This window comes from Mesorhizobium sp. f-mel, assembly GCF_053850215.1.
Genome location: NZ_JBSPTO010000004.1, coordinates 260774 through 286599 on the forward strand (window position 1 = coordinate 260774; position 25826 = coordinate 286599).

Annotated in this window: 28 protein-coding genes and 1 pseudogene; 12 read left to right on the plus strand and 17 right to left on the minus strand. The window is 61.4% G+C overall.

What is annotated here, in order from left to right; all coding sequences use genetic code 11:
- Positions 1-14: 14 nt before the first annotated feature.
- From ACWUKX_RS08905 to ACWUKX_RS08940, 8 genes are all read right to left on the minus strand, one after another.
- On the minus strand, positions 15-1226 hold the full coding sequence (locus ACWUKX_RS08905) for an NAD(P)/FAD-dependent oxidoreductase (RefSeq protein ID WP_456005844.1): 1212 nt from the start codon (positions 1224-1226) through the stop codon (positions 15-17).
- Between the two features lie 10 nt (positions 1227-1236).
- On the minus strand, positions 1237-2469 hold the full coding sequence (locus ACWUKX_RS08910) for a flavin-containing monooxygenase (RefSeq protein WP_456005847.1): 1233 nt from the start codon (positions 2467-2469) through the stop codon (positions 1237-1239).
- A 65-nt stretch (positions 2470-2534) separates the two neighbouring features.
- Complete coding sequence (locus ACWUKX_RS08915) at positions 2535-3113, minus strand: OsmC family protein (protein ID WP_258117479.1); 579 nt, start codon at positions 3111-3113, stop codon at positions 2535-2537.
- 306 nt (positions 3114-3419) lie between these two features.
- Positions 3420-3668 (minus strand): hypothetical protein, encoded by a 249-nt coding sequence (locus ACWUKX_RS08920; protein WP_456005850.1) that lies wholly within the window; start codon positions 3666-3668, stop codon positions 3420-3422.
- Between the two features lie 256 nt (positions 3669-3924).
- A complete protein-coding gene (locus tag ACWUKX_RS08925; RefSeq protein WP_456005853.1) occupies positions 3925-4350 on the minus strand; it encodes a globin family protein in 426 nt (141 codons plus the stop codon).
- A gap of 562 nt (positions 4351-4912) precedes the next feature.
- A complete protein-coding gene (locus tag ACWUKX_RS08930; RefSeq protein WP_456005855.1) occupies positions 4913-5521 on the minus strand; it encodes a transglutaminase-like cysteine peptidase in 609 nt (202 codons plus the stop codon).
- A gap of 240 nt (positions 5522-5761) precedes the next feature.
- Entirely contained in the window at positions 5762-6379 is a 618-nt protein-coding gene (locus tag ACWUKX_RS08935) for a PilZ domain-containing protein (protein WP_029353792.1), read from the minus strand.
- Positions 6380-6499: 120 nt separating this feature from the next.
- Positions 6500-7135 (minus strand): PAS domain-containing protein, encoded by a 636-nt coding sequence (locus tag ACWUKX_RS08940; RefSeq protein WP_456005858.1) that lies wholly within the window; start codon positions 7133-7135, stop codon positions 6500-6502.
- A gap of 422 nt (positions 7136-7557) precedes the next feature.
- Here ACWUKX_RS08940 and ACWUKX_RS08945 point away from each other — a divergent pair, with 422 nt between their 5' ends.
- The 6 genes and pseudogenes from ACWUKX_RS08945 to ACWUKX_RS08970 all read left to right on the plus strand — a co-directional run bounded on the left by ACWUKX_RS08945 (position 7558) and on the right by ACWUKX_RS08970 (position 11998).
- The gene (locus ACWUKX_RS08945; RefSeq protein ID WP_287339456.1) at positions 7558-8316 is read left to right on the plus strand and encodes a rhomboid family intramembrane serine protease; all 759 of its coding nucleotides are present in this window, start codon (positions 7558-7560) and stop codon (positions 8314-8316) included.
- Positions 8317-8517: 201 nt separating this feature from the next.
- Complete coding sequence (locus tag ACWUKX_RS08950) at positions 8518-8949, plus strand: CBS domain-containing protein (RefSeq protein ID WP_456005861.1); 432 nt, start codon at positions 8518-8520, stop codon at positions 8947-8949.
- Positions 8950-9112: 163 nt separating this feature from the next.
- Positions 9113-10612, plus strand: coding sequence for an Asp-tRNA(Asn)/Glu-tRNA(Gln) amidotransferase subunit GatB (gatB, locus tag ACWUKX_RS08955; protein ID WP_456005863.1), 1500 nt, complete (start codon positions 9113-9115; stop codon positions 10610-10612).
- 4 nt (positions 10613-10616) lie between these two features.
- Positions 10617-11312 (plus strand): hypothetical protein, encoded by a 696-nt coding sequence (locus ACWUKX_RS08960; RefSeq protein ID WP_065008199.1) that lies wholly within the window; start codon positions 10617-10619, stop codon positions 11310-11312.
- A gap of 23 nt (positions 11313-11335) precedes the next feature.
- Positions 11336-11458 (plus strand): annotated as a pseudogene (locus ACWUKX_RS08965) (GNAT family N-acetyltransferase); the annotation flags it as partial.
- Positions 11459-11536: 78 nt separating this feature from the next.
- Positions 11537-11998, plus strand: a complete 462-nt coding sequence (locus ACWUKX_RS08970; protein ID WP_456005865.1) for a GNAT family N-acetyltransferase — start codon at positions 11537-11539, stop codon at positions 11996-11998.
- On the opposite strand, the gene ACWUKX_RS08975 is transcribed toward ACWUKX_RS08970, so the two are convergent.
- Positions 11982-13379: an ArnT family glycosyltransferase gene (locus ACWUKX_RS08975; RefSeq protein WP_456005868.1), complete on the minus strand. Its 1398-nt coding sequence runs from the start codon at positions 13377-13379 to the stop codon at positions 11982-11984. The genes ACWUKX_RS08970 and ACWUKX_RS08975 overlap by 17 nt on opposite strands.
- Before the next feature lie 590 nt (positions 13380-13969).
- On the opposite strand from ACWUKX_RS08975, the gene ACWUKX_RS08980 reads away from it, so the two are divergent.
- Positions 13970-14422 carry a phasin gene (locus ACWUKX_RS08980; protein WP_456005940.1) on the plus strand — a complete coding sequence of 151 codons (453 nt, stop codon included), beginning with the start codon at positions 13970-13972 and terminating at the stop codon, positions 14420-14422.
- 108 nt (positions 14423-14530) lie between these two features.
- Here ACWUKX_RS08980 and panC read toward each other — a convergent pair whose 3' ends face one another.
- Together panC and panB are read right to left on the minus strand one after the other, a co-directional pair.
- The gene (gene panC, locus ACWUKX_RS08985) at positions 14531-15382 is read right to left on the minus strand and encodes a pantoate--beta-alanine ligase (protein WP_456005870.1); all 852 of its coding nucleotides are present in this window, start codon (positions 15380-15382) and stop codon (positions 14531-14533) included.
- A 13-nt stretch (positions 15383-15395) separates the two neighbouring features.
- Entirely contained in the window at positions 15396-16256 is an 861-nt protein-coding gene (panB, locus tag ACWUKX_RS08990; RefSeq protein ID WP_456005873.1) for a 3-methyl-2-oxobutanoate hydroxymethyltransferase, read from the minus strand.
- A 247-nt stretch (positions 16257-16503) separates the two neighbouring features.
- Here panB and ACWUKX_RS08995 point away from each other — a divergent pair, with 247 nt between their 5' ends.
- The 3 genes from ACWUKX_RS08995 to ACWUKX_RS09005 all read left to right on the plus strand — a co-directional run bounded on the left by ACWUKX_RS08995 (position 16504) and on the right by ACWUKX_RS09005 (position 18016).
- The gene (locus tag ACWUKX_RS08995) at positions 16504-16902 is read left to right on the plus strand and encodes an NADH:ubiquinone oxidoreductase subunit NDUFA12 (RefSeq protein ID WP_456005876.1); all 399 of its coding nucleotides are present in this window, start codon (positions 16504-16506) and stop codon (positions 16900-16902) included.
- 125 nt (positions 16903-17027) lie between these two features.
- Positions 17028-17543: a DUF2155 domain-containing protein gene (locus tag ACWUKX_RS09000; protein WP_029353810.1), complete on the plus strand. Its 516-nt coding sequence runs from the start codon at positions 17028-17030 to the stop codon at positions 17541-17543.
- A gap of 104 nt (positions 17544-17647) precedes the next feature.
- Positions 17648-18016, plus strand: coding sequence for a hypothetical protein (locus tag ACWUKX_RS09005; protein ID WP_095521583.1), 369 nt, complete (start codon positions 17648-17650; stop codon positions 18014-18016).
- 12 nt (positions 18017-18028) lie between these two features.
- Here ACWUKX_RS09005 and aat read toward each other — a convergent pair whose 3' ends face one another.
- The 6 genes from aat to ACWUKX_RS09035 form a co-directional block, all read right to left on the minus strand.
- The gene (aat, locus tag ACWUKX_RS09010; RefSeq protein ID WP_127211723.1) at positions 18029-18646 is read right to left on the minus strand and encodes a leucyl/phenylalanyl-tRNA--protein transferase; all 618 of its coding nucleotides are present in this window, start codon (positions 18644-18646) and stop codon (positions 18029-18031) included.
- A 29-nt stretch (positions 18647-18675) separates the two neighbouring features.
- Entirely contained in the window at positions 18676-20019 is a 1344-nt protein-coding gene (gene accC / locus ACWUKX_RS09015) for an acetyl-CoA carboxylase biotin carboxylase subunit (protein ID WP_287339451.1), read from the minus strand.
- Positions 20020-20038: 19 nt separating this feature from the next.
- Positions 20039-20497 carry an acetyl-CoA carboxylase biotin carboxyl carrier protein gene (gene accB, locus ACWUKX_RS09020; protein ID WP_029353815.1) on the minus strand — a complete coding sequence of 153 codons (459 nt, stop codon included), beginning with the start codon at positions 20495-20497 and terminating at the stop codon, positions 20039-20041.
- A gap of 26 nt (positions 20498-20523) precedes the next feature.
- Positions 20524-20958: a type II 3-dehydroquinate dehydratase gene (aroQ, locus tag ACWUKX_RS09025; RefSeq protein WP_029353818.1), complete on the minus strand. Its 435-nt coding sequence runs from the start codon at positions 20956-20958 to the stop codon at positions 20524-20526.
- 306 nt (positions 20959-21264) lie between these two features.
- Positions 21265-22068, minus strand: a complete 804-nt coding sequence (locus tag ACWUKX_RS09030) for a DsbA family protein (RefSeq protein ID WP_456005879.1) — start codon at positions 22066-22068, stop codon at positions 21265-21267.
- Positions 22069-22144: 76 nt separating this feature from the next.
- Positions 22145-23539, minus strand: a complete 1395-nt coding sequence (locus ACWUKX_RS09035) for a M48 family metalloprotease (RefSeq protein WP_456005882.1) — start codon at positions 23537-23539, stop codon at positions 22145-22147.
- 145 nt (positions 23540-23684) lie between these two features.
- Between ACWUKX_RS09035 and ACWUKX_RS09040 the strand changes: the two genes are divergently transcribed.
- Together ACWUKX_RS09040 and ACWUKX_RS09045 are read left to right on the plus strand one after the other, a co-directional pair.
- Positions 23685-24833 (plus strand): pyridoxal phosphate-dependent aminotransferase, encoded by a 1149-nt coding sequence (locus ACWUKX_RS09040; RefSeq protein ID WP_456005885.1) that lies wholly within the window; start codon positions 23685-23687, stop codon positions 24831-24833.
- Positions 24834-24837: 4 nt separating this feature from the next.
- A complete protein-coding gene (locus ACWUKX_RS09045; protein ID WP_456005887.1) occupies positions 24838-25767 on the plus strand; it encodes a glutaminase in 930 nt (309 codons plus the stop codon).
- The last annotated feature ends 59 nt before the right edge of the window (positions 25768-25826 follow it).

Consider the following 25826-nt stretch of genomic DNA (forward strand, 5'->3'; position numbering starts at 1 on the left):
CCTTGTTTTGTGTTTCAGATTGCCTCTAGCTGCGACGTCACTAGCCCTTGCGGGAGAGGCGGAACCTCGCGATCGCGCGCCGCCCGGGCCAAGAGCACAGCGACTTCGGATTTCATCGCCTCGCTGAAGCGCTTGTGGCGTTCAGGTAGCTCTTCGAGGGACCAGTCGAAGGCACTGATGGCGTCCGTGGTCTCAAGGATGGGCAGCGCGAGGCTGTCGCGTACTTCCTGGAACTCCCGCAATGCGGACTCGCGACAGGAAAGTATTGCCGTCGCGGCCCCTTCGGCATCACGCAGGGCGTCGGAAATACCATGCGAGGTCAGCGGATCGCGGAAGAAGCCGGCATCGCCGACCAGCATCCAGCCAGGGCCGTATGCCTGCCGCAATCGGCCGGGCGTGCCGCGGAAGGCCTTCAGACGTTCGCCACCATTGCCGAAGACCCGCGATCCCAATCCGGGTGCCAGTGCTGCCAGGGCAAGCTGTGCGGCGGAAAGATCGAAACGGAACTCCGCGTCAAACCGCTCAGTCGGAACGGATGCGACGATACAGGCAAGCCCGTCATTCGTCGGTATCACGGCGCCGGATAAGTTCCGGCCGAAATACCAGTGGTATCCCGAGAACGCCGGCGCGGGGGCGTAGCCGAAGACATGTGCCACCGAGCACCGCCCCTGCACCAGCGTCCGTGCCTCGACCTTGCGAGCGATAAATGAGCCGAGCCCGTCTGCTCCAACCACGATATCGGCGCTTATCTCGCGAGTTTGGCCGACGGCATCTCTCAATGTGACGCCGCGAACACGGCGATGTGCGTCGAACATGAGATCATGGACCGGAGTGTCGTGCATAATCGTGGCTCCAGCGGCTCGTGCGGCATCGACCAACATGCGATCAAGCACCGTGCGGCGTGGAGCGATCAGGCCCGGAATATCTGGCTCGGGCCGAATGGGCACCGTGACCTCCTGCTCGCCATAGTGAAAAGTGGCAAACCTGATCACCGGCGCACCGCTTTGGATCAACGGTTGGAGCAGGCCCCAACGCGAAAGCTGCATGACGGCTGGTCGCATCAGCGCGTGTGTAGACAGCGTGTCAGATCCATAGGACTGGCGGTCGACTGCCAGCACCCGCAATCCTGCCCGGGAGAGCAGCATTGCCGTCGAGGCTCCGGCGCAGCGCGCGCCGACGATGATGGCGTCGTAGTGAGAGTGTGCGGGGACGACATTGGAAAGCATCGGAATGTCCTTATGCTGCCTTGAGGCCGCTCTGACCGAGATAGTGTGAGACATGGTCGGCGATCGCTTGCGCGTCCGGCCCAACGCCTCCAATGAAATTGGAATCGCGCTTGCGCAGAAAGCGAAAGCCAAGCGCATAGAGGCCGGCGAAGGTCGTTATCCCGCCCTTGTGGGCCAGTTCGCCATCGGCGGTGATGACGGGCAATTTCAGCCATGAAAACGAGCGGCTGTAGCCGGTCGCCCATATGATGGTGCCGATGTCGTCGCTCGCGAACGACAGGCGCTTGAGGCAATTCGTCGGCACCTCGATCGGGGCGGGGGCGCCGGCCATGGATTTGTGACCCGCGAACTGGTCGACCTGGCGAAGGAGCCGGTCCTGCTTGGCGTCCGCCGCCGTGATGCTATCTTTGAGATCATCGGCAAAGCCAATTGTCCCGTTCGAGATGCCTTTCAACCGCCCGGTGAGTTCGACTCCGATGCCCTGAAGGGTCGCCAGATCGACATTGGAGCGATCCGCCCGACCGGCAAGTTGAAGTGAAGGCTGTCGTCTGGCGCTGTCGGGATCTGTCAAATCGTCCAGCCGCTGGGACATGAATCCCATATGGTGGAGCCACCAGAAGATATCCTTGTCTCGCCAGATGCGCGGCAAACGCGTGTGCTTGCCGACGGACAGGATTACGCGTCTGCCACTGCGTCGCAGCTCGTCGGCAATCTGGACGCCCGACGACGATGCGCCGACAACCAGCACGCCGCCTGACGCAAGCTGGTCGGGACTTCGGTACTGCGAAGCGTGGATGCTGACCGGTTGGTCCGCGCTTGTATGCAGCGGGAAGGGCATGCTCGGCACGTCGCAATGACCGGTGGCCACAACGACGACTTTCGCTGACCAGTCGCCGGCGGTCGTCCGCAGCCTGAAGCCTTGCCCATCCTGTTCGCACGACAAGACATCGACGTACGAGCGCACCGGCGCTTGCGATCGATGGGCATAGCCAACCAGGGTTTCCACAAACGCGTCGCGGCTCATGTAGCCGTCGGGTTCGGAGCCACAATATGGGGAGCCTGGCAGCGCGTTCAGCCAATTGGGCGTCAAAAGGCGGAGCGAACGCCATGTCGAGGACCGCCACCGTTCGCCAATGCGCCCGCGTTCCAGAACGACATGCGAGATCCCGCGTTTTCCAAGGCAATGGCTCAAGGCGATGCCCGCCTGGCCAGCGCCGACGATGACAACGTCAGCCTGTTCCATATTGTTTCCATCAGTTTTGGAGGGCGACGGTTCAGACACCCGTCCGAACCGCCTTTCCGGGTGGATCACTGGATGGTTTTGACACCGACCGAAACGGAAACACCGTTCGTCAGCACGTCGAAGACCGCGGACCGTGCCCGTGCCTGCTCGACCAGTTGCTGGAGCTTCTCGGACGGCGCATCGCCCTCGATTTCGAACGCCACCGTGATGTTCTGAAAGCCGTTTCGGACCTCGTCGGAAATCCCGAGGATGCCGCGCAGATCGATGTCGCCATCGACCGAGCACTGCACCTTGGTCAGCTTGATGCCGCGCGCCGCGGCGATGTTGGCGACGCCCGCCATCAGGCAGCTGGCGAGCGCATGCAGCAGCCATTCGACCGGGGTGGGGCCGTGATCGGCGCCGCACAGCACGGCCGGGTGGTCGCTGTCGGCGTAATAGGCTTTGGCATGCTTCTGTTCCTGGCCGGCGCCGTGGAAGCCGAGCATGACGCTCTTGCTGTGGGTGCCTTCGACCCACTCGTTGTGGGCGCGGAACTGGAACTTGGCCAATTCAGGCTGGCCGGCGACAAAGTTGATCGTTGCCAGAAGGTTTGGCGTGTCGACGCCGTTCAACGGTGGCCTTGAGGCCTTGGTGGTGTGTTGCATCGTCTTCTCCAAGTGAATAGTGCGGCGAATTTGCCGGACCGCTTCCTTGTGACGGCGCTGCGTTTGAACGAGGGTGGTTGCGTTCGTGGAATTTGCCATGGAATTGCTTGATCCACATGCTTCCACGCTACGAAACGATCTGCGAGACGTAGGCCTTGTTCAAAGCGCCAAAACCCCGGCGAGGTGATCGCCAGGGATTGCGCGGTTGAGTAATTCTTGTGTTAAAGGCCTGGCCCGACTTCGGGGCAACCTCTCGCGCCCGTCGGGCCGAGCCTGTTCAGCAGGCCAGGTCAATGTGGATCAGCATCATTTCGCGATCAATCGACCGCGTTGAGCGCTGTTGGCAATTGTAAACCGCATGGACGTGACGTGATCGATCTCCGAGCGGCCGATGCCCATGTCGTTGAGCAGATAGTCGGGCATTGAATGTAGCGTGACTCGCTCGCTGCGCATCTTCAATGCACGGAAGGCCAGGCGGATCGCGGATTTGGCGAAGCCGATAGCGTCGAGCCTGTCTCTCGAGGCGGAATAGTTTGCGTGATCGATAGTGGTCATTTTTGTCTCCATCCTCGCGACGCGACCATTCGCGCCGTCGATTAGAGGAGGTTGCGATAAGACCAGGGGAGTGAGCGTTTGAGCCTCCGTCGAATTATGGTCGAATTCGAGGGAACGGATCCGTTAAACTGCGTATGCAACCACGGGAATCGACAGCCACTGTCAATCCCGGCCGCCGGTCTGGGCCACGGGCGCGTTTGGTTTCAAAGCGCGAACATCGCTAACTTAAGTGCCGATTGTTCCGGCATCGGATGCCTCACGCTGCGAGCTGATCCTCGCGGGCAGCCGCGATCATCACACTTGCAAGCAACGCATAGGCTGTCTCCCAAGCCTCGCGGACCGCCGGCGTGAAGGCCGTGCCGAGGCCGGCCGCCATCGTGTCGATGAGCGCTTGCCCGACAATCGGGTAATGATGCTCCTTGAAACCGCAGGCCACATGACGCTTGGCGAGCTCGCGTACGGTCGGAAGGACGGTGTTGGCACGATCCAGTCCGCGCACGACGGAGCCCAGGCTCGCCATCAGCTCTGCGCCTTGCTTGGGCATGTCGCTCGCCAGAAACAGTGCGCGAAGATCCGAGTCGATCGCGAACAGGCGTTCATAGAACAGAGCCGCGGCTGCCACGCGTATCGGGAGGACCTCGTGGAAACTATCCTGGACAAGTCGAATCTGGTCGGGTGTCATTGGCGACGCTCCTGCGCTCCTGGCCTGCGTGCGGCTCGACCATCCGCCCAAAACGTTTCGCATGCATGTCGCCCAAGCGCGTCGATGTGTTTCAGTTGTGTCTCAATTGGGGTTCTTTGCGCTCAGTTGTATTCAGATTCCTTCTGTGTCCTGACGGTGCCCGGAAACCTCTCAATGTGACCAAGCGTCTAGGAAACATTCCCGAACAGTCTGATCACAGATCACTCGAATTTTCATCGCCTGGTAGCTCACGGCCGAAGCTTATTGCGCCGCTGAATTTGTCGCAATCGGACCAATGTCCGCACCGGTCGTCTCCCGCCATTCCCAACGCGCAAGTAGGATTTGTCATCACCAGAAGCCCGGTGCCGCTTGAAATGGTGGAGCCGGCCCGGGGACGGGGCCGGCTCCTAAAACCCGGTCGTTGGGGACGGGGGGTGGGGCTCGACCGGGTTTTCTCCTAAGGCGCGGCGCGTTCAAATGATGCGACGCGCCTAATCTCTGTTTTATGCATGTCGCTATCCCAAAACCGCTGCGCACTTTTGGGCGACATGCATTGGCGTCCTTAGCGGACGCTGGCGACCGCGTCGGAGCGGCCGTCGTTGATCGTTACCCAAGCGCCCGAATTCTGGCTCGATTGGCGCTTCAGGTAGGTGTAGTCGGTAGCAGTCCAGGACAGCACCCTGGTTTCCAGATTGTCGAGGATGAACTCTCCGAGGCTGGTGCGCACGGTCAGCACCGCGTGGCCGTCTCCGTTCGGCTGGCGCGCAACCGTCATCAGCAGGTCGCCGGCCGGAACGCCGATGTTCATCAACGCGCGGCGCTTTTCCAGCGCATAGTCCTCGCAGTCGCCGAAGCCGCTGTTGGGATAGGACCAGACTTCTTCTTTGCCCCACAGTTCCATATCGGTGCGTGGCGCGATCTTGCTGTTGACCGAATTGTTGATGCTGACGATCTTCGCCCACAGCTTGCGGGTCAGCTCGATCGGCGCCTGCTTCGGCGTCCGCTGATTACATTCCTGCGGAATCTTCTGACAGAACTCGTAATGGCCGACCGGCTGTGTGGTACGGCTGCCGGTGTGCATGAAGGCAGGTCCCGCTGCATACGCCGTTCCCCAGGCGGTAAGCTGCATCGCCATTGCCAAGAGCAACAGCTTGCCCCTCGTCTTCTTCATCGTCCAGTCTCCCCGTTTGAGGAGACAATGACACGATTGGATTTATTCGACGCAAAGGCTCGAAGTAGACATTAAGTAAAACGCCTATAGAATACACATAAAATTTGAATCATTCCAGTACAAAATTGTTGAGGCGTTCTCGCGGAGCCGTATCGGCCGGCGCGGCGCCTTGGCGCGGCATCGGGGCAACAAAAAACCGGCCGAAATGGGCCGGTTCGATTGCGGAAACCGTGTTGTTTGTCAGGTGCCGGGTGCGTTGAATTCGGAATCGAGTGTTTCGGGCCGCTGGATGACCGCGAACTCGATGGCGACGCCGTCCTCGAAATGGCGCACCACCTGGCCGCGCATCGTGCCGAGCATGACCTGGATGCCGATTGCCGGTTTGACGTCGATCTCGACCGCGGCGCCCGAAAGCGACAGGTCGATGATGCGGCACTGGTACTGGCGCCCATCACTGAGCTGAAGCACGGTGGTCGGATTGCGCGGCGCCACGCGTTCGTGACGACGATCTTCCGGCAGATCAAGCTCGTGCTTGTTGGCGAGCCAGGTCAACTGTGCGGCAAGCTTGTCCTTCTTGCGTTCCGAGGCGATGACCGTCATCGCGAAACCATCCTGCAGGATGCGGGTGACGACGCCTTCGATGCGGCCGATGTGATCGATGTAGGCGATGACTTTCTCGCCCGGCATGCCGATGCGCTCGGTGCGAAGCGCTACATTGCCCGGCGACATATCGACCACCTGGCACGGATGTTCGGTACGATCCTCCAGCATGAAGCGTCCGTAGATTTTCACGCGAACGCGCTGAAAGTTACGCCTTTCAGCTCGGGACGGCGCGGTGTCGACCGCCGCTGACCTCATGACTGCCTACACCCCGTCTGGCATTCCGCGCGTTGATGCGAGGAACTTCGTCAGAAAGCTACAGCGAAGCGGGTTAACAAAGGGGAAAGCCTGACACCGCTACTTTAGGGTTTTAGATTATTACCCGCGCCCGCCGTCGAACACGACCAGATGGCGGATGCGGCGCGCCTGGCCGAGCGCCGAAATCGTCTGGGGCGGATCGAGTTCCGACGGGACAAGCGAGGGAACGTCGATGGCCGGCCGGTTCTTGGCGAGTATCGGTTCCTTCTCCGGATCGACGACGCGGATCGAATCGATCAGGGCGTCGGCGATCGGGTCCGCGCCCAGCCAGAAGGGCTTTTCAGCAGCGCTTATCACGCCGAGGCAGCGCGGATTTTCGACGCCGCCGTCGAGCGGCAGGGCGAGCAGCTCGAACTTGCTGGAACGGTCGGTGCGGCTGAAACCTTCATAGGTGATGAGCAATACGGATTTCTGATCGAAGACGCCGTGGATCAGTTTCGAGATAAGCCGCTGGTCCTTCTCGCGCCATAGAGAGGGGAAGGAAAACCCCTTGAGTTCACGGCCATAGACCGCGCAAAGCCTGGTGCCGGCGAGCCGGAATACCGCTTCGCCGCGCGTATCCTTTTCCAGGATGAATGTGTCGGCCAGCAACGACTTGATGTCGGCTGGCTCGACTTCCGAACGCTTCGGGGCAGGGCGCCCGTCACGCAGCCGGTTCCAATAATGGAACAGCGTGATCGATCCGTTCTGGTTCATGTTATGCTGCTCCGCGCAATCTGTCGTCTGATGTCCCATCGGTGAACAGAAGGGCGCCCTCCGAGGACCTACATGCGTTGCGGAGCAGGATGCGTGCCAGCATCGTTAACACTTGTTCACGGGTCGGGGTCGTTAAGGTTAACAAGTGGTTTACGTTGCGCCCCGCCCACGCCCGTGGCACGCTAAAACCACTCCAGAAGCGGTCGTTTCGCAGCGATCGGCAGCAGTTCAGTCAAGAGTTTGGGGGAGCATGGGGGCTCGACCAGCCGTTCAAGGGAAACCTTGGACGGCTTCTTTTTGATTCGCGCCAATTTTGATTCGCCCCGGTTTTGATTTGCGTGGGGCGATTCGCCCCTTTGTGAATCGGGTGGCCGTGATCTACATGCTCGCGAAGTCGAATCCAGCGACTGAGTGCGAGCCATATGAGCGAACCAGCAAGCCCATCGGAAATCGAACAGGGCGAGGGCGGACCTGTCGGCCGCGAGCCGGAGCGTCTTCGCGAGCCGGTATTCAACATGCCGCCGGTTGTGCTGGCGGTGATCGGCATCTGCGTCGTCGTTCATCTGATCCGGCTCTACTGGCTCACCGAGGACCAGGATTTCTCCCTGCTGATCCGGACCGCCTTCATTCCGATCCGCTATTCCGGTCGCTTCGACCTCGATTTCTACGCGTTTTCGAGCCCCTTCACTTATGCCTTCCTGCATGGCGGCTTTGCTCATCTTGCCGTCAACATGGTGTGGCTGGCGGCTTTCGGCTCACCGCTGGCGAACCGCTTCGGCGCGCTTCGTTTCAGCCTGTTCTTCGCGGCGACGGGGCTGGCGGCGGTGGTGCTGTTCTGGGCCGTGCATCCGCTCGGCCAGGCGCCGCTGGTCGGCGCATCGGGGGCGATTTCCGGCATGATGGGAGCCGCCGCCCGCTTTGGCTTCCGCACGGACCGCTCGTCCGGCAAAGCCGCCTTCGCCGGCGCGCCGCTGCCGATGGCGGCAGTGTTCCGCTCGCGCGGCGTTGTGACTTTTCTTGCCATCTGGATGGTGATCAATCTCGCCACCGGCCTCGTTGCCTTCGCGCCCGGCATCGACAGCCAGATCGCCTGGGAGGCGCATATTGGCGGCTTCGTCGCCGGCTTCTTCGGCCTGCGCGCTTTCGATCGACGGCAGCAGCCGGATGAGTTCACGGCTTAAGCATCGCCGCACTTGAAATGCAATCGATCGCGGCGCACGATGTTCACTACAGCGCCGCGCGTCCTCTTGGACGCGCAAAGGACGCTGTAGAACTTTGATTTGCGCATGATCCTTCCGAAAATCGGGGCCGATTTTCGGGGTCATGCGCAAAAGGAAAGCCGGTCAGGGCAGGAACCGGCAAGTAAAACTGAGGAGGACGCCATGACTGTTAAGGCAATTCTCGAGCAGAAAGGCCATGACGTGTTGACGCTCGGGCCGAACGAAAAGCTGAGCGAGGCCATTCGCATCCTGGCCGAACACAGGGTCGGTGCGCTGGTCATCACCAATGGCGATCATAAGATCGTCGGTATTCTTTCCGAGCGCGACGTCGTGCGGGTCCTCGCCAGGGAAGGAGCCGCCGCACTGGATATCGCGGTGCGTTCGGCAATGACGCCCAAGGTGAAGATCTGTAATGAGAACCACACCGTCAACGAGGTCATGGAGATCATGACCAGTGGCCGTTTCCGCCATCTGCCTGTGGAAAAGGACGGCCTGCTCGACGGCATCGTGTCGATAGGTGATGTGGTCAAGCGGCGCATCGAGGATGTCGAGCGCGAGGCCGCGGAGATCAGGGCCTACATCGCGACGGCGTGACGCCTTATTTCTTCAGCCGGCCGGCTGGATTCGATGTGAAGCGCCAGCTTTGGCTTTGCGCTTGTCTCTTTTTGTGGTTTGCACTAGCGAGTGACTTTCACGTCGGACGTGACGGAATTCACGTTGAGAAGTGAATTCCGTCACCGATAACTCGCAGGCCACTATGACCCTCATCGATACTCGCACACCCGACGCCAAGCGCCTGATATCAGGTGCCACCGGCGACTGGGAAATCATCATCGGCCTCGAGGTGCACGCGCAGGTGACCTCGCAAGCAAAGCTGTTCTCCGGCGCCTCGACGGCTTTCGGTGCGCCGCCAAACGCCAATGTCAGCCTCGTCGATGCGGCCATGCCGGGCATGCTTCCGGTCATCAACGAGGAATGCGTCAAGCAGGCGATCCGCACCGGCCTCGGGCTGAAGGCCGAGATCAACCACAAATCGGTCTTCGACCGGAAGAACTATTTTTATCCCGATTTGCCGCAGGGCTATCAGATCTCGCAGTTCAAGCAGCCGATCGTCGGCGAGGGCAAGGTGATGGTCTCCGTCGGCCCGGACCGGCAGGGCGAATTCGAGGACATCGAGGTCGGCATCGAGCGCCTGCACCTGGAGCAGGATGCCGGCAAGTCGATGCACGACCAGCATGCGACGATGTCCTATGTCGACCTCAACCGCTCCGGCGTGGCGTTGATGGAGATCGTCTCCAAGCCCGATATGCGCTCCGCCGACGAGGCCAAGGCCTATGTCACCAAGCTGCGCACCATCGTGCGCTATCTCGGCACTTGCGACGGCAATATGGACGAAGGCTCGTTGCGCGCCGACGTCAACGTCTCGGTGCGCCGGCCCGGCGGCGAATTCGGCACGCGCTGCGAGATCAAGAACGTCAACTCCATCCGCTTCATCGGCCAGGCCATCGACTACGAGGCGCGCCGCCAGATCGCCATCCTCGAGGATGGCGGCAAAATCGACCAGGAAACGCGGCTGTTCGACCCCAACAAGGGCGAGACGCGCTCGATGCGTTCCAAGGAAGAAGCGCACGACTACCGCTATTTCCCGGATCCCGATCTTCTGCCGCTGGAATTCGACCGGGCCTATGTCGATGCGTTGGCAAAGGATCTGCCTGAACTGCCCGACGCCAAGAAGGCGCGGCTGATCTCCTCGCTTGGCCTGTCGACCTACGACGCCTCGATCCTGGTGTCGGAAAAGGCCGTCGCCGACTATTTCGAGAAGATGGCCGCTGGTCGCGACGGCAAGCTTGCCGCCAACTGGGTCATCAACGATCTGCTGGGAGCGTTGAACAGAGCCGGCAAGAGTATTGAAAATGCTCCGGTTTCGCCCGATCAGCTCGGCGCGGTCATCGACCTGATCAAGGAGGGCACCATCTCCGGCAAGATCGCCAAGGATCTGTTCGAGATCGTTTGGAACGAAGGCGGCGATCCGCGCCAGTTGGTCGAAAGCCGCGGCATGAAGCAGGTCACCGACAGCGGCGCCATTGAAAAGGCGGTCGACGAGGTGATATCAGCCAATCCGGACAAGGTCGAGCAGGCGCGCGCCAAGCCGACCATGGCCGGCTGGTTCGTCGGCCAGGTGATGAAGGCGACGGGTGGCAAGGCCAACCCGCAAGCGGTCAACGACCTCGTCAAGGCCAAGCTCGGGATCGAATAGCGCAATGAACGCAAGACCACGGCCGCGCAATCAGGCAGGTCTCTCGTCGGCGCTGCTGATCGCAGGTGCCGTGCTGCTTTTCGTCGGCACGCTGTTGCATCCGATGCATGAGGACCCGAGTGATGCGCTTCGCGCCTTCGGTGAGTATTCCGCCGATCACAATTGGCTTTTTAGTCACATGGCCCAACTTGCCGGTGTCGTGGCGATGATCGCCGGCATGCTTTTGATCATTGGCCGTCTGTTCGACGGTCCGGCGCGGGGCTTTGCTCTGCTCACCATCGTATTTGGCGCGGCGTCGCTTGCGGCTGCGGCGGCTTTGCAGGCAGTCGACGGCATCGCCCTGAAGGCCATGGTCAACGCATGGGCCATGGCTGACGATGCGGCAAAGGCATCGCTGTTCAACGCTGCCTTTGCGGTGCGGCAGATCGAAATCGGCTTTGCCGCGGTTAGCGCGGTGCTGCTCGGCTTGACCGTCCTGCTCGCCAGCATCGCGTTGCAACAGGCGAAGCACTGTCCAGTCTGGATGTCGTTGCTCGGCAGCGCAGGGGCTGTTGGCGTCCTGATTGGCGGCGTCGCCACGGCGGCAACAGGTTTCTCCGATATCGCCATGGCGGCCAACATGGCGGGCAGCCTGGTGCTCCTCATCTGGGTCGTGCTGCTTGCCGTGATCGATCTCAAACGCAGACCTGTCGAAGCATAGCCGAGCCGTCAGCGAGAAAACCGATGTTCGTCCGCACTGCTAGCGAACGCGACCTGGTTGCCATCCGGGCGCTGCTGGTCGAAACGTGGCATGCCACCTATGACGCCATCAATGGTGCTGCCAAAGTCACCGAGATCACTGACGAATAGCATTCGATCGCCTCGCTCAGCGCATGACCCCGAAATCGGAATCGATTTCGGAAAGGATCATGCGCAAAATCAAAAGTGCTACAGCGTCCTTTGCGCGTCCGAAAGGACGCGCGGCGCTGTAGAGCGCGGCTGACACGGCCGAACTCCGAATTCCTGGTCGCAGACGACGGCAGGCGCATCGGCGGCATGGCTTTCGCCGCAGCCACCACGGATGCGAAGATCGTCATGCTGAACCAGCTTTACGTGCATCCGACCTGCCAGAGGCAAGGCATCGGCCAGGCGCTGGAAGAGGTCCACGCCAGCTTTCCGGAGGCGCGGACACTGCGTGTTCGAAGTGGAAGAGGCAAAGGGCTCCGGCCGTCGCCTTCTATCGCTCGAAAGGGTTTTTGCCCGCCGGGAACACCTCCGACTGTGGCGGCGGTTCAGGGCTGCCGGCGAGAAGGCGATCGGATAGATTTGTCTGCCCGGATATGTCGCAGTCAGTTGCGTTTTACGGGCTGCGCGGTCGGTTGCGGCGCCCTCAATGTTGTCCCTTGAGGACGACAAGATAGCCTCGTTCGACGTGAAGGCGGAAAGCGATTTGCTCCGACGTCCCAATGTCCTTGGATTTGTCGATGACATAGCCGCCAGGATGCGAGCGAAGCCATTCCTCGGGATTGTCGGTGCTTTCGAACGGCTTCTGCAGCCGGGCCAGGAAGCCGACCTCGTCCTGGTAGTCGAAGGCGACGGCCCAGTCGGCGTTCTTTCGCTCGTCGATGAAGTTGGCCAGCGGCATGAGATCTTCGCGTCTGAAAGCGGTCGCTGATGCTGCGGCATGGCCGATGCCGAAAATTGCGAGCAGGACGAAGGCCGAGTTTCTGAGCCTCGCGAGGGGAATCTCCGCCATGAAATACCCGAACAGGATGGTCGCAAATGGCAGCATCGGCACCAGATAGTGAGGTTGCTTGCCGGATATCGCGCTGAAAACCAGTAAAACCGCGACGAACGAGAACGACAGCAGGCGCAGTGCGCGCAGGTCCGGCGATCTCAAGTCGATCAGGCCACGTATCCGGGCGCTCAGCTTCAGCCGCCGCACTTCGGGTATGAAGATCCACGGTACAAGCATGATCGGCAGCAGCACGACATAGAAATAGAACGGCCGGCCATGGGAGTTGTGCAGGTTGCCGGTGACACGCCCTGCCGACTGGTTCCAGACAAGGTCGTAGACGAAGTTGCCTTTCGTCTGGATGGTCGCCGGCACCAGCCAGATCGCCACCGGAATCAATGCGGCCAGAATTGCCAGACCCGCCCCGGCAAAAAATTTCGGCGTCGCCAGCCCGGCCTGCCGATCGCGCCAGAACGGATAGAGCAGGATAGGGGCGCCGATATGGATGAGCACCACCGGACCTTTCGTCAAAACACCCAGTCCGATGAACAATCCCGCCAGCACGGCGTGCCAATGGTTGCCGTTTTTGGCAAAGGCAAGCAACGACAAAAGCGCGGCGAGCACGAAGACAGTCAGCAGCATGTCGAACAGGATCAGCGTCGAATAAATCACGAAGATGGTGCTTCCGGCGACGAGCCAAGGGATACGGCTTGCGATGTCGTCGCGCCTGGGAAAGAGGGTTTTTGTCAGACGCGTCGTCAGCCAGATGACGAGCGACGACGCGACGAAGATGACGAGCATCGCGGCAACCCGACTTGCGCCGAAAATGTCCCAGGCCAGGTCGATAAGCCAGAACAGCAGCGGCGGCTTTTGCAGATAGGGCGCGAAATTCATCGTCGGAACGAAGATCTGTCCGCTCAGATACATCTCCCAGGTGACGCTGAGATATCGGGTTTCATCGACAGGCAGGAGCGGCCGGAAGGCGACCGCGATGCAGGTCAATGCAAGCAGGAACAGATACGGGAGCAGCCGCTCGACATGTGCCGGTATCAAGATTGGGATCCGCGCCAGGAAACGTTCTCATTCCAGCCGAGCATCGATGCTGCGCTCCTGGAGCGCGCAGGACCGCACCATGATTTTGGCCGAATTGTAGCCGAGCCGGCCTGGTAGCTTGGATTCTGAAGATGTCGTCCACAAAGGTCTAAAAAATATGCAGATTGGAATTAGGGTGAATTAGGGTGACAGTGCAGTTTTTGCCCTGTTTGCTCGGCTGTGCTGGCCGGTGGGCAGCGAAGCACTTCTGGATCGGATTGCCGAGCAAACCGAAAAAACCGTGAAATCCGGAAAACGCGGCAGTCGGGTAAATAAAAGGTGCACTGTCACCGCAATTCGCGGGGCGAACCGTGTATCGGACAGGCGCGATTGGAGCGGGCCACTGTTTTGCAATTCTTGCCTGAATACTTTCTCAGCTGTCGTCCGCAAAACACGCCCGGTAAGAATTCAGCAGTGGCTAACGCTGAGGCAAAAAAGCCATGGTGCGACGCACAAAAATATTGCAATGCACTGCAGATGCCGTAACGTCAGGCTGCTAGATGAACGAGACGGCTTTTCTACAAGGTCGCCCACCGCAAAGGATGGAAACTATGACCAAGACCGCTAATAAAACTGCTGAAATCATCGAGAATGCAGAAGTCCCGACCGCGGCAACCGATCAGTTCCGCGCTGTCGCCGAAAAGGGCGTCGAGCAGTCGAAAGAAGCCTTATCGAAATTGGCGACCGGCGCCGAGGCGACCCAAAAGGCTCTTGAGTCATCCTTCGAAACAGCCAAGACCGCTGGCAATGAGCTGTCGCTGAAGACGATCGCCGCGCTGCGCGCAAATGTTGAGGCCAGCTTTTCTCACCTCGAAGCCCTGGTTGCCGTGAAATCGCCCTCCGAGTTCATCGAACTGCAGACTGCCTTCCTGCGCAAGCAGGTGGAAAAGACCGTCGAGCAGGGCAAGGAGTTTCAGGCGGCCGCGACGAAAGCCGCCGAAGACGTATCCAAGCCGATCAAAGATGTCTACGAGAAGGCGATGAAGGATCTCAAGGTCGCCTGATTGGCCTAATGCACGTCGCGCAAAAGTGCGAAGCGGTCTTGCGATAACGACATGCATAAAAACAAGAACTTAAAGCGCGTCGCATGAATCCATCCAACGCGACGCGCTTTAGGCGGAGGGAACTTCCACATTGTCGATCAGCCGGGTCTTGCCCAGCCAGGCGGCTGCGAGCAGGCGTCCGTCACGGTTTCTCCGCCATGGGGCGAGCGTCAGGCTCTCGCGCGCCGCGACATAATCGATTTTGTCGAAGCCAGCCTTGACGAGCGCGCGGCTGGCCTCGGCGGTCGCGCTGCCTTCATCCGCCCCTGCCGCTAGTGCCGCCGCCGTCCGGCGCAATATGGCGTTGAGCTGGCGCGCCACCTCCAGCTCGGCTTCGCTCAGATATGCATTGCGTGAGGACATGGCGAGGCCATGTGCGTCGCGTACCGTTGGCGCGCCGATGATTTCCACCGGAAGATCGAGGTCGCGGCAGAGCTGCCTGACGACGCAAAGCTGCTGGTAGTCCTTTTCACCGAAGACCGCACAGTCGGGCGACGCCTGCAGGAAGAGCTTTGCCACGACCGTCGCGACGCCGTCGAAGAAGGTCGGACGGAAATCCGATTCCAGCCCGGCGGCTGACCCGCCGACCGAGATCCTTGTGGCGAAGCCAGCCGGATACATCTCCGCCACACCAGGGGTGAAAGTGAGTTGGGCGCCGGTCTCGGCCAGCCGGTCGAGGTCGCGGGCGAGTTGGCGCGGATATTTGTCGAGGTCTTCGCTCGGCGCGAACTGCGTCGGGTTGACGAAGATCGAGACAACGCAGCGATCGGCCTTTTCGAGTGCGATCCCGATCAGCGAGACATGGCCGTCATGCAGTGCACCCATGGTCGGCACCATGGCAAGGCTGAGGCCATCGCGACGCCAGTCGCGGATTTGCGCGCGAAGGGCGGCGACGCTGTCGACGATGAGAGGCCGGCTCATGCTTTGTCTCGGCTCATTCTTTGTCCCAACTCATTCTTTGCCCTTGTTCGGCTGCGGCCGAAAAGACGTGGTTCGGGCCGGGGAATGTCCGGCTTTGCACCTCCGCTGCATAGCTGGCTGCCGCCTGCGATATGACGCTGCGCAGGTCGGCATATTGCTTGACGAATTTCGGCACGCGGTCGACGGTCAGGCCGACCATATCGTCGATGACCAGGATCTGGCCGTCGCAGTCTCCACTGGCGCCGATGCCGATGGTTGGAATGGAAATGTGCCGGGTGAGGTCGGCGGCGACGGTCTCGACTGTGCCTTCGATGACTACCGAAAACGCGCCGGCCTTCTCGACCGCGCGGGCGTCGCGATAAAGCGCCGCCACATTCTCCTCGGTACGGCCCTTGATCCTGTAGCCGCCGTCGCTTTCCACCGATTGCGGCTGCAAGCCGATATGTCCCATGACCGGAATGCCGGCAGCGACGATCGCCGCGATCTGCCGGGCAACGGTAACGCCGCCCTCCAGCTTGACGGCCTGACAACCGGTTTCGTTGACGATCCGCCGAGCCGAGGCGACGGCTTGGCGCGGCGTTGCCTCATAGCTTCCGGCCGGCATGTCGACCACCACGCAGGCCCTGGCCGAACCCCGCATCACCGCTTGTCCATGGGCGATCATCATCTCCAGCGAAGCGCCCAGCGTGGTCTTATGGCCATGGAGAACCATGGCGACGCTGTCGCCGACCAGAAGCAGGTCGACATGATCGTCGAGCAGGCGAGCGACGGGATAGGTGTAGGCGGTGAGGCAGACGACCGGCACGCCGCCCTTGCGCAGGCGAATGGAGCTGGCACTGATTCGCAGCTCAGGGTCGGATGAATCCGGGGCCATCTTTACCTCCCTCAACCGTCAATCAGACTGGATACCTGCATGGGACGTGCAGAGCTTTAGAAAGACGGGGCAGCCTTGGCAAGGCATGCTTCGACCGCCGCGAAAGGCCCGCCGGGTTTGCATCGGTTTTCTGACAGCCATTTGCGCGGCGCTTGCGGCAAAACCCTTGCCTTAGCGATGGCCTGACGCCATAAGCAGGAAACAGGCGCCGCCGCTGCCGCCGCGAGGGCTTGCCGCGAGGATTTGGATGAAGACTTTCCTTCTGCAGTTTTTCACCTGGTGGAACAGCCAGACGCTGGGCACGCGCTTCCACACCTGGCGGCATGGCAAGAAAGTCGGGCAGGACGAGGCTGGCAACGTCTACTACGAGGGTGGTGTCGATTCGGAAGGCCGCACCCGCCGCTGGGTCATCTATCGAGACTATGCGGAAGCCTCGATGATTCCGCCCGGCTGGCATGGCTGGATGCATCACCGCGTCGATATCGCGCCGCCGAGCGACAATTACAAGCCACGCGACTGGCAGAGGCCGCATCAGCCGAACCTCACCGGAAGTGCCGCCGCCTATCGCCCCAAGGGCTCTGTGCTCACCAACCAGCACCGCCCGCAGGTGACGGGCGATTACGACGCCTGGACGCCGGGTTCGTAACCGCTCGTCGCGGCGGATCGGTCCTTTATCGCCACAATTGGCGTTTAGCTGCTTGCCGATCTGACAGCAGCGACTAGCCTTGGGCGCGACAGAATCACCCCGGGCGCAAACCACCGGACCCTTGCATGAGCATTTTCAGCCGAATCTCGATGGGCGGACTGACGGTGGCCGCCGCCGCTTTTGCGGCTTTTAGCATGGTCGCCGCACAGACGCTTGAGGCGCCAGTGGACCCGGCGGCGCCGGAGGCGCCGGTGGAACCGGAGGCGACAGTGGCGCCGGCGGCACCTGCGGCACCAGAACGCATCACCAATCCCGTCGCCGAATTCGCCGGCATCGACAAAATCACCGGCCGCATCATCACCTTCGATGTTTATATCGACGAGACGGTGCAGTTCGGTGCCTTGCAGGTGACGCCGCGCATCTGCTATTCGCGGCCGCAAACCGAAGAGCCGAAGACCGATTCCTTTGTCGAGGTCGACGAGATCACGCTGGATCGCAAGATCCGCCGCATCTTCACCGGCTGGATGTTTGCCGAAAGCCCCGGCCTCAACGCCGTCGAGCACGCTGTCTACGATGTCTGGCTGAAGGGCTGCAAGCAGAAGTCGGAGGTGCCGGCACCCGACGCTGCTAAATCCAATTAGAGCGCCAAGCACGCGGGATCTCCTGTTCGGGATCACATACTGAGCTTCCGGAACCGCCTTATTCTCCGTGCGTTGGTCATGGCTGGCGGTACGGAGATGTTCCCATGATGGCCAACAAGGACGAACTCCTCGATCTCGAAAGAGGGTTCTGGACCGGCGACGCTGCCTATTTCAAAGCCAATGCCGACACCGAATGCCTGGTGGCTTTCCCACAGATGGCGCAAACGATGAGTAACGCCGATCTGGCCGAAACCGCGACGGATCCGAACCGCTGGCGCGATCTCGATATCGATCTCAAGGGCATCATCGAGCCGGGCAGCGACATCGTTGTGCTGACCTATGAGGCCCATGCCACTCGCGAGAATGGCGAGCCTTATGCGGCGCTGGTCAGCACCGGCTATGTCCATCGCGTCAATGGCTGGAAGATGATGTTCCACGCGCAGACGCCGCTGGAAGTTGCGACGAAAGACTGATTGGACGGATCGTCAGGGAAAGAAGACCGCTTCGCCCTTCAGCGCGTCAGCCAGCATCTTTTCATACTTGCCCCTCGGCACGTCGATCGCGCCGAAACGTTTTAGGTGCTCGGTGGTGAACTGCGTGTCGAGCAGCGCAAAGCGCCTTTCCTTCAGGCGTTCAACCAGATGCACCAGGCAGATCTTCGACGCGTCCGTTTCCCGGGCGAACATGCTCTCGCCGAAGAATACCCGGCCGAGCGACACGCCGTAGAGGCCGCCGACCAGCCGACCCTCGCGCCAGGCTTCGACCGAATGGCAATGGCCCATCCGGTGAAGTTCGACATAAGCCTCGCGGATCGGCGCGTTGATCCAGGTCGACCGGCGTTCTTCGCGCCGCTCGGCGCAGCCATCGATGGTCGCCTCGAAGTCGAAATCGAAACGGATGTCGAACAGGTTTTTCCGGATCGCCTTCCTCAGGCTTTTGGGCGTGTGAAAACCATCGAGCGGGATGATGCCGCGCGTCTCCGGCCGCACCCAGAACACTTCGGGATCGGTGGCGCTTTCGGCCATCGGAAAGACGCCCGAGGCGTAGGCCTTGAGCAACAGGTCGGTCGGGATGCGATAGCCTGGCGCGTAGGGACGGGTCATCGCGACATTATATTCTATAAGTTCACGACCTAATCCTCTTTGGCCAGATATTTTTCCAGCCAGTGGATGTCATACTCGCCATTGGCGATATCGGCATTACCGACGAGATCGCGAAACAGCGGCAGCGTCGTCTTGATGCCGTCGACGACGAATTCGTCGAGCGCCCGCCGCAGCCGCATCATGCATTCGACACGGTTGCGGCCGTGCACGATCAGCTTGCCGATCAGGCTGTCGTAGTAGGGCGGGATCTTGTAGCCGGAATAGACGCCGGAATCGACACGGATGCCGAGGCCGCCCGGCGTGTGGAAGTGGGTGATCGTGCCGGGCGAGGGCGTGAAGGTGCGCGGATCCTCGGCATTGATGCGGCATTCGATGGCATGGCCCTGAAAGCGGATCTCTTCCTGGCGCACCGAAAGCCCGCCGCCCGAGGCGACGCGGATCTGCTCATGCACGAGGTCGATACCGGTGATCGCCTCCGTCACCGGATGCTCGACCTGCAGGCGCGTGTTCATCTCGATGAAATAGAACTCGCCGTTCTCATAGAGGAACTCGATGGTGCCGGCACCGGAGTAGCCGAGATCGGCGATCGCCCTCGCACAGACTCCGCCGATATGCGCGCGCTCCTCGGCATTGAGCGCCGGCGAGGGCGCCTCTTCCCAGACCTTCTGGTGACGGCGCTGCAGCGAACAGTCGCGTTCGCCGAAATGCACGCCGCGGCCGGCACCGTCACCGAACACCTGGACCTCGATGTGGCGCGGCTTTTCGAGATACTTCTCGATATAGACGGCGTCGTCGCCAAAAGCGGCCCCGGCTTCCGAGCGCGCCGTCTGCAACGCGACCACAAGATCGGCTTCGCTGCGCGCCACCTTCATGCCGCGTCCGCCGCCGCCGGCCGACGCCTTGATGATCACGGGATAGCCGATCTCGGCGGCGATGCGTTTGGCGTCCTTTTCCTCGGTGACCGCGCCGTCGGAGCCGGGCACCACCGGAATGCCAAGACGCTTTGCAGTGCGCTTGGCCTCGATCTTGTCGCCCATGATGCGGATGTGATCGCCGGACGGACCGATGAAGGTGATGTTGTGCGCGGCGAGGATATCGGCGAATTTGGCATTCTCCGACAGGAATCCGTAGCCCGGATGCACCGCGTCAGCGCCGGTGATCTCGCAGGCCGCGACGATCTGGTGGATGTTGAGATAGCTGTCGCGCGACGGCGGCGGGCCGATGCAAACGCTCTCGTCGGCGAGCCGCACATGCATGGCATCGGCGTCGGCGGTCGAATGCACCACCACCGTCTGGATGCCAAGCTCCTTGCAGGCGCGCAGCACTCTCAGAGCGATTTCGCCGCGATTGGCGATGAGGATTTTCTGGAACATTTTTCGGCTGTTCCCGGCTCTACTCGATCACGACGAGCGGCATGCCATATTCGACCGGCTGCGCATCCTCGAACAGGATCGCCGTCACCGTGCCGGCACGAGGCGAGGGGATCTGGTTCATCGTCTTCATCGCCTCGATGATCAGCAGCGTCTGGCCTTCCTTGACCTGCTGGCCGACCTCGATGAACGCCTTGGCGTCGGGCGACGGCGCCAGGTAGGCGGTGCCGACCATGGGGGAGGCCACCGCATTCTTGGACACGTCGGCCGCTGCCGGGGCGGCTGCGGCAGCCGGCTGCGCTGCCGGCGGCGCATAGGCGGGCTGCGGTGCGGCGACCGCATGGACGGCCGGCGCCTGTCGCGACACGCGCACCTTCAAGTCACCCAGCTCGACCTCGATCTCGGTGAGGTTGGTGTCGTTCAGTATGCCCGCCAGATCGCGGATAAGCTGCTGGTCAACACCATTCTTCTTTATCGACATTTTCGAGCCTTCTGTTTGTTGGCCGGTCATAGGCGTGCGGCCAGCGCCTGCAGCGCCAGTGTGTAGCCGAGCGGCCCGAACCCGCAGATCATGCCGACGGCGACCGGCGAGACCATGGAGACGTGGCGGAATGATTCCCGCGCATGGATGTTGGAAAGATGAACTTCGGCGACGGGTAATGGCGCGACGGAGCGGATGGCGTCGTGAATGGCGATCGAGGTGTGGCTGTAGGCGCCCGGATTTATGACGATGCCGACAGCCTTGTCGGCGGCTTCCTGTATCCAGTCGACGAGGTCGCCCTCATGATTCGACTGACGGAAATCGATCTCGAGCCCAAGCGCCGCACCTGCCAGCTTGCAATCGTCGGCGATCGCGGCAAGCGTCTTGCCGCCATAGATGCCCGGCTCGCGCTTGCCGAGCGCGTTAAGATTGGGACCGTTCAGTACGAAAACCGTTTTCAAAATGCCGACCTTTCCCAGTGTGATTTTGAATCCGAAATTCGCAATACCTTGGAGCAGCGCTTTGAACGAATTTCGGATTCAAAGCCACACTGGCAATTTATACATTTCTGATGTGGTGGATTTGAAGTTCCCGAACGCTGACGCCACCAAAGTAGCAGGAAGTTCAAATCCACCACATCAGCGCCGGCATCAGTCGGCGCGCCGGACCTCTATAATGGGCTTAGACGCCTGCGAAAAGAGCGCAAGTGGGTTCTTTCGCTGTCCACAACAGGCGGAAAATGGCTTGCGCCGAAAGCCAGCGGGCGATCAGAGTGCGGCCTTGGCCGCCTCGATCTTCTCCGCCAGCACTTCCTGGCCGAGCGCCCCGAACACCACCTCGTTGCCGACCACATAGGAAGGCGTTCCGGTGATGGCCAGCTTGTTGGCAAGGTCATAGGTCTTGGAGAGGGCCTCGGCGATCGACGGGTCCTTCATCTTCTCGCGCAGCGTCGCTTCGTCGGCGCCGAGCGAAAGCGCTACCTTGATGGCCGCCGCTTCGGTGGCGCGTCCCTGGGCGCCGAGCAGCGCGTTGTGGAACTCGCCGTATTTCTCCGGCATCATCAGGTGGAAGGCCATCGAGACGACGCTCGCCTTCTGCGAATCCGGGCCGAGGATCGGGAACTCCTTGAGCACGAAGCGCAGGTCCGAATCGGCTGTCGTCAGCGTCTGCATGTCCTCCATGGCGCGTTTGCAGTAGCCGCAATTGTAATCGTAGAACTCGACGATGGTGACCTTGCCGTTCGGATTTCCGACGACGCCGTCGAAGGCCGAGTTGAAGATCTGGTCCTTGGCATTTTTGATGATGGCGAGACTGGCGACGCGCTGCGCCTCCTTCTGCTTGGCCTCGAGCGCTTCCTGAGCCTCCAGCAGCACTTCCGGGTTCTTCAGGAGATAGTCGCGGATGATGCCTTCGACTTCGGCCCGGTCGATCTTGGTGTCGGCGGGCGCCGCCTGGGCGATCTGCACGGCATCGGCCTTTGCCGTCTGCGGACTTCCGGTCACGAACCCGAAACCCAGCATGGCGAGAGCGACCGCCACTCCCGTGGTGCCCAGCAGAATTGCCTTGTTCATCATCCCTAATCCTCTTGCCTGGTTTCCGGCCCGACCCGATTGGTCCACTACATGTCGCCGCGCACGGCCGGAAAGTTCACTTTTTCTTGCTTGATGGTGCGTAGTTTATGATGTCCTGCGCGCGGATCCAGCCCGGCTCGCCGCGCTTCATTTTCATCTGCGCGCGCATTGCGAAGATCTTGGCATCCTTGTAGGCGCCGGAATAGAAATGGCCTTCGGCGGTTGCAAGATCCGCGGCCGGGATGTTGCCGAGTTCGCCATAGGCCTGCGCCAGATGGCGGTAACCGACGGCGTTTTCCCGGTCGCGCCCGAGGCCCTTGTTGATCTGCACCACCGCTTTCTTCAGGGAATCGGGCGTGCCAATGGCCATCAGCGCCTGGCCGTAGGAGACCGACAGCAACCCGGATCGTGCCGGATCGAGGCTGACCGCCTTGGCATAGGCTTCGGCGGCAGCCTTCGGTCTGTTCGCCTTCATCAGGATGTCGCCGCGCAATTCCTGGAAATACGGGTTTTTCGGCTGTGCCTTGATCAGCGCGTTGGTCTTGGCGAGCGCCCCGGCCAGATCGCCGAAAAGATAGCTCGTCTGCGCGTCGCCATATTGCGAGGCGAGGCTGTCCGGGTTCTTGCGCATCAGCCGCGATGCGGCGGCCTTGCCCCCCATATAGGCGGCGATCTTGATGCGCATCATGTCGTGCCGCTGCTGCAGTGCCGGCGGATCGACCTTCTCGACATAAGGGCTCTGCTTGACCAGCACTTCGAGATTGGCAATGCGCTCCCGCGGCAGCGGATGGCTGATCCGGTAGGGGTCGACCTGCGCCCCTGACAGCGAGAGCGCGCTCTGAAAGCGGCCGAAGGTCTTCAGCATGCCCAGGCCGGACTGGCCGGTCGCGTTGAGATAGGTTATCGCCGAGCGGTCGGCGGTCATCTCTTCGGTGCGCTGATAGGCGAGGATGCTGCGCTGCGCCATCTCGCCGCCGCCGGCTGCAACCCCCATGCCGGCGCCGGCGAGGCCACGGCTTTTGGTGGTGGCGCCGGCAACGATGGCACCTGCGCCAAGCAGCGTCGCGATGATGGCCATCGTCTTGGCGCGTTCGAGCTGGTTGCGCAATTTTTGCTGGTGCCCGCCGGCAATGTGGCCGGCTTCATGGGCGATGACGCCGATGATCTCGTTGGGCGTCTCCGCCGACATCAGGGCACCGGTGTTGATGAACATGCGGGATCCGGCAACGAAAGCGTTGAAACTCTGGTCGTTGACCAGCACGATGTCGACGCCGTCTTCCGGCAGGCCCGCGGCCCGGAAGATCGGCCGCGCATAATCGCGCACCAGTGCTTCGATCTCGGCATCGCGCACCACCGGCACGTTTTGCGCGAAGGCGCTGACGGTGCTGGTCACAGCGACCGTCGCGGCAAGCGAAAGCGTCGCGAAGGCGCGTGCTGCCCTGGCTATCGTCGATTTGGGTCGGCTCAACATGGCAGGTCCACTGGTAGACGAGCGGGCGGAGGATGAAAAGTCGGCACTGAAACTTTACCGAACTTGTGATCCTCACATCAATCGGGCATTTGTGCGGCGCGGACGCCAGAGCTCGGCGCCCGCAGCCGGCAAGGAATGAGGTCAAATGGTTGTATCGCTTTCGCGTCGCGGCGACGTTGAGCCGTTCCACGCCATGGACATTCTGGCGGAAGCGAATCGGCTGAAGGCAAAGGGCGTTCCGGTTGTTTCCATGGCCGTTGGCCAGCCGTCCGACCCGGCGCCGACTGGGGTCAGGCAAGCGGCGACGAACGCATTGAAGATGGGGCGCATCGGCTACACCGATGCATTGGGTCTTGCGGGCCTGCGCGAGGCGATCGCGCAGCACTATGCTGACCACCACGGGCTTGCCGTCTCACCCGGCCGGATCGCCGTCACCACCGGATCGTCGGCCGCCTTCAACCTGGCCTTTCTGGCAATGTTCGATCCAGGCGATCGTGTCGCCATCGCCGCGCCTGGCTATCCGGCCTATCGTAACATCATGGCCGCGCTCGGCATCGCGATCGTCGAGATCGAGCTCAATGGTGATGCCTATCTCCACGCCGAACATCTGAAGGCCGCGCATCGCGAAAAGAAGCTGAAGGGCGTGTTGTTCGCCAGTCCGGCCAATCCGACCGGCGCGGTTATCCCCGCCGACGAGCTGTCGGCGCTGGTGACGACGGCGCAAGAGCTCGGCATCGCCGTGATCTCCGACGAGATCTATCACCGGCTGGCTTACGCTGCGCCGGACACGACGGCGCTTGCCTACGGCCCTGACGTGACGGTGATCAATTCCTTCTCGAAATATTATTGCATGACCGGTTGGCGCATCGGCTGGATGGTGCTGCCGCAACCATTGGTGCGGCCGGTCGAGCGGGTCGCCCAGAGTCTCTATATCTCACCGCCGGAACTGTCCCAGATCGCCGCGATCGAGGCATTCAAGGCGACCGGGGAATTGGAGGCGGTGAAGGCGCGCTATGCGTGGAATCGCGAGCTTTTGATGAAACGCCTGCCCGAACTCGGCTTTGCGCTGGCGGCACCGATGGACGGGGCCTTCTACGCCTTCTGCGATGTCACCAGGCACACCAACGACAGCATGGCCTTTGCGCGCAAGATGCTGGCCGAGGCGCATGTGGCGGCGACGCCCGGCCGCGATTTCGATCCGCTCCAAGGCCATCGAACCATGCGCTTTTCCTACGCCGGCAGCCACGATGAGATGGTCGAGGCGATGATGCGCCTCGAACGCTGGCTGAAGTAGCGCCATGTCGGAACTCGAACAGGCTTTGACTGAAATTGCCGCCGAAATGGCGGAGCGCACGGATCGCGGCGAAGTCGCGACCTATATTCCGCAACTCGGCAAAGTCGATCCGAAGAAGTTCGGCATTGCCGCCGTGACCAATGACGGTCGCGTGCTGATGGCGGGCGACGCCGATGAGCCGTTTTCGATCCAGAGCATTTCGAAGGTGTTCACGCTGACATTGGCGCTCGGCAATGTCGGCGACGCGCTGTGGCAGCGTGTCGGGCGCGAGCCTTCGGGCAACCCGTTCAACTCGATCGTCCAGCTCGAGCATGAGAACGGCATTCCGCGCAATCCATTCATCAATGCCGGCGCCATCGTCATTTCCGACATTCTGCTCGCCGGCCATCAGCCGCGCGAGGCGATCGGCGAGATCCTGCGCTTCATCCAGTTCCTGGCCGACGACGAGACCATCATCATCGACCGCGAGGTCGCGGCTTCGGAACGCGCTACCGGTTTTCGGAATTTGGCGCTTGCCAACTACATGAAATCCTTCGGCAATCTCAACCACGCGCCGGATCTGGCGCTGGGCGTCTATTTCCACCATTGCGCCATCGCGATGAGCTGCCGGCAGCTGGCGTTGGCAGGTCGCTTCCTCGCCAACGGCGGCAAGAACCCGGCGACCGGCCATTCCGTGGTGTCAGCTGAGCGCGCCCGCCGCATCGGCGCGATGATGCTGACCTGCGGTCATTATGACGGCTCCGGCGATTTCGCCTTTCGCGTCGGCATCCCCGGCAAGAGCGGCGTCGGCGGTGGCATTCTGGCGATCGTGCCGGGCGTGGCCTCGCTCGCCGTATGGTCGCCCGGCCTCAACGCCAACGGCAATTCCAGGCTGGGGTCGATTGCGCTGGAAAGGCTGGCGAAGATGATGAACTGGTCGGTCTTCGCGCCATAAAGCTTGTGGCGCTTCAGATAAGAAAAATCCCGCACTGTCGACAAGACAGCGCGGGATTA

What these genes read in the sequence shown, in the direction of transcription:
- ACWUKX_RS08960 (WP_065008199.1), top strand. Translation starts at nt 10,617, where the DNA reads ATGAACGCAAGACCACGGCCGCGCAATCAGGCAGGTCTCTCGTCGGCG.
- ACWUKX_RS08935 (WP_029353792.1), bottom strand. Translation starts at nt 6,379, where the DNA reads ATGAGGTCAGCGGCGGTCGACACCGCGCCGTCCCGAGCTGAAAGGCGT.
- ACWUKX_RS09030 (WP_456005879.1), bottom strand. Translation starts at nt 22,068, where the DNA reads ATGAACAAGGCAATTCTGCTGGGCACCACGGGAGTGGCGGTCGCTCTC.
- accC (WP_287339451.1), bottom strand. Translation starts at nt 20,019, where the DNA reads ATGTTCCAGAAAATCCTCATCGCCAATCGCGGCGAAATCGCTCTGAGA.
- ACWUKX_RS08910 (WP_456005847.1), bottom strand. Translation starts at nt 2,469, where the DNA reads ATGGAACAGGCTGACGTTGTCATCGTCGGCGCTGGCCAGGCGGGCATC.
- ACWUKX_RS08925 (WP_456005853.1), bottom strand. Translation starts at nt 4,350, where the DNA reads ATGACACCCGACCAGATTCGACTTGTCCAGGATAGTTTCCACGAGGTC.
- ACWUKX_RS08980 (WP_456005940.1), top strand. Translation starts at nt 13,970, where the DNA reads ATGACCAAGACCGCTAATAAAACTGCTGAAATCATCGAGAATGCAGAA.
- ACWUKX_RS09000 (WP_029353810.1), top strand. Translation starts at nt 17,028, where the DNA reads ATGAGCATTTTCAGCCGAATCTCGATGGGCGGACTGACGGTGGCCGCC.
- ACWUKX_RS09005 (WP_095521583.1), top strand. Translation starts at nt 17,648, where the DNA reads ATGATGGCCAACAAGGACGAACTCCTCGATCTCGAAAGAGGGTTCTGG.
- accB (WP_029353815.1), bottom strand. Translation starts at nt 20,497, where the DNA reads ATGTCGATAAAGAAGAATGGTGTTGACCAGCAGCTTATCCGCGATCTG.
- ACWUKX_RS09035 (WP_456005882.1), bottom strand. Translation starts at nt 23,539, where the DNA reads ATGTTGAGCCGACCCAAATCGACGATAGCCAGGGCAGCACGCGCCTTC.
- panC (WP_456005870.1), bottom strand. Translation starts at nt 15,382, where the DNA reads ATGAGCCGGCCTCTCATCGTCGACAGCGTCGCCGCCCTTCGCGCGCAA.
- gatB (WP_456005863.1), top strand. Translation starts at nt 9,113, where the DNA reads ATGACCCTCATCGATACTCGCACACCCGACGCCAAGCGCCTGATATCA.
- ACWUKX_RS08945 (WP_287339456.1), top strand. Translation starts at nt 7,558, where the DNA reads ATGAGCGAACCAGCAAGCCCATCGGAAATCGAACAGGGCGAGGGCGGA.
- ACWUKX_RS08995 (WP_456005876.1), top strand. Translation starts at nt 16,504, where the DNA reads ATGAAGACTTTCCTTCTGCAGTTTTTCACCTGGTGGAACAGCCAGACG.
- ACWUKX_RS08915 (WP_258117479.1), bottom strand. Translation starts at nt 3,113, where the DNA reads ATGCAACACACCACCAAGGCCTCAAGGCCACCGTTGAACGGCGTCGAC.
- ACWUKX_RS08940 (WP_456005858.1), bottom strand. Translation starts at nt 7,135, where the DNA reads ATGAACCAGAACGGATCGATCACGCTGTTCCATTATTGGAACCGGCTG.
- ACWUKX_RS08905 (WP_456005844.1), bottom strand. Translation starts at nt 1,226, where the DNA reads ATGCTTTCCAATGTCGTCCCCGCACACTCTCACTACGACGCCATCATC.
- ACWUKX_RS09045 (WP_456005887.1), top strand. Translation starts at nt 24,838, where the DNA reads ATGTCGGAACTCGAACAGGCTTTGACTGAAATTGCCGCCGAAATGGCG.
- ACWUKX_RS08950 (WP_456005861.1), top strand. Translation starts at nt 8,518, where the DNA reads ATGACTGTTAAGGCAATTCTCGAGCAGAAAGGCCATGACGTGTTGACG.
- ACWUKX_RS09040 (WP_456005885.1), top strand. Translation starts at nt 23,685, where the DNA reads ATGGTTGTATCGCTTTCGCGTCGCGGCGACGTTGAGCCGTTCCACGCC.
- ACWUKX_RS08920 (WP_456005850.1), bottom strand. Translation starts at nt 3,668, where the DNA reads ATGACCACTATCGATCACGCAAACTATTCCGCCTCGAGAGACAGGCTC.
- panB (WP_456005873.1), bottom strand. Translation starts at nt 16,256, where the DNA reads ATGGCCCCGGATTCATCCGACCCTGAGCTGCGAATCAGTGCCAGCTCC.
- aat (WP_127211723.1), bottom strand. Translation starts at nt 18,646, where the DNA reads ATGACCCGTCCCTACGCGCCAGGCTATCGCATCCCGACCGACCTGTTG.
- ACWUKX_RS08930 (WP_456005855.1), bottom strand. Translation starts at nt 5,521, where the DNA reads ATGAAGAAGACGAGGGGCAAGCTGTTGCTCTTGGCAATGGCGATGCAG.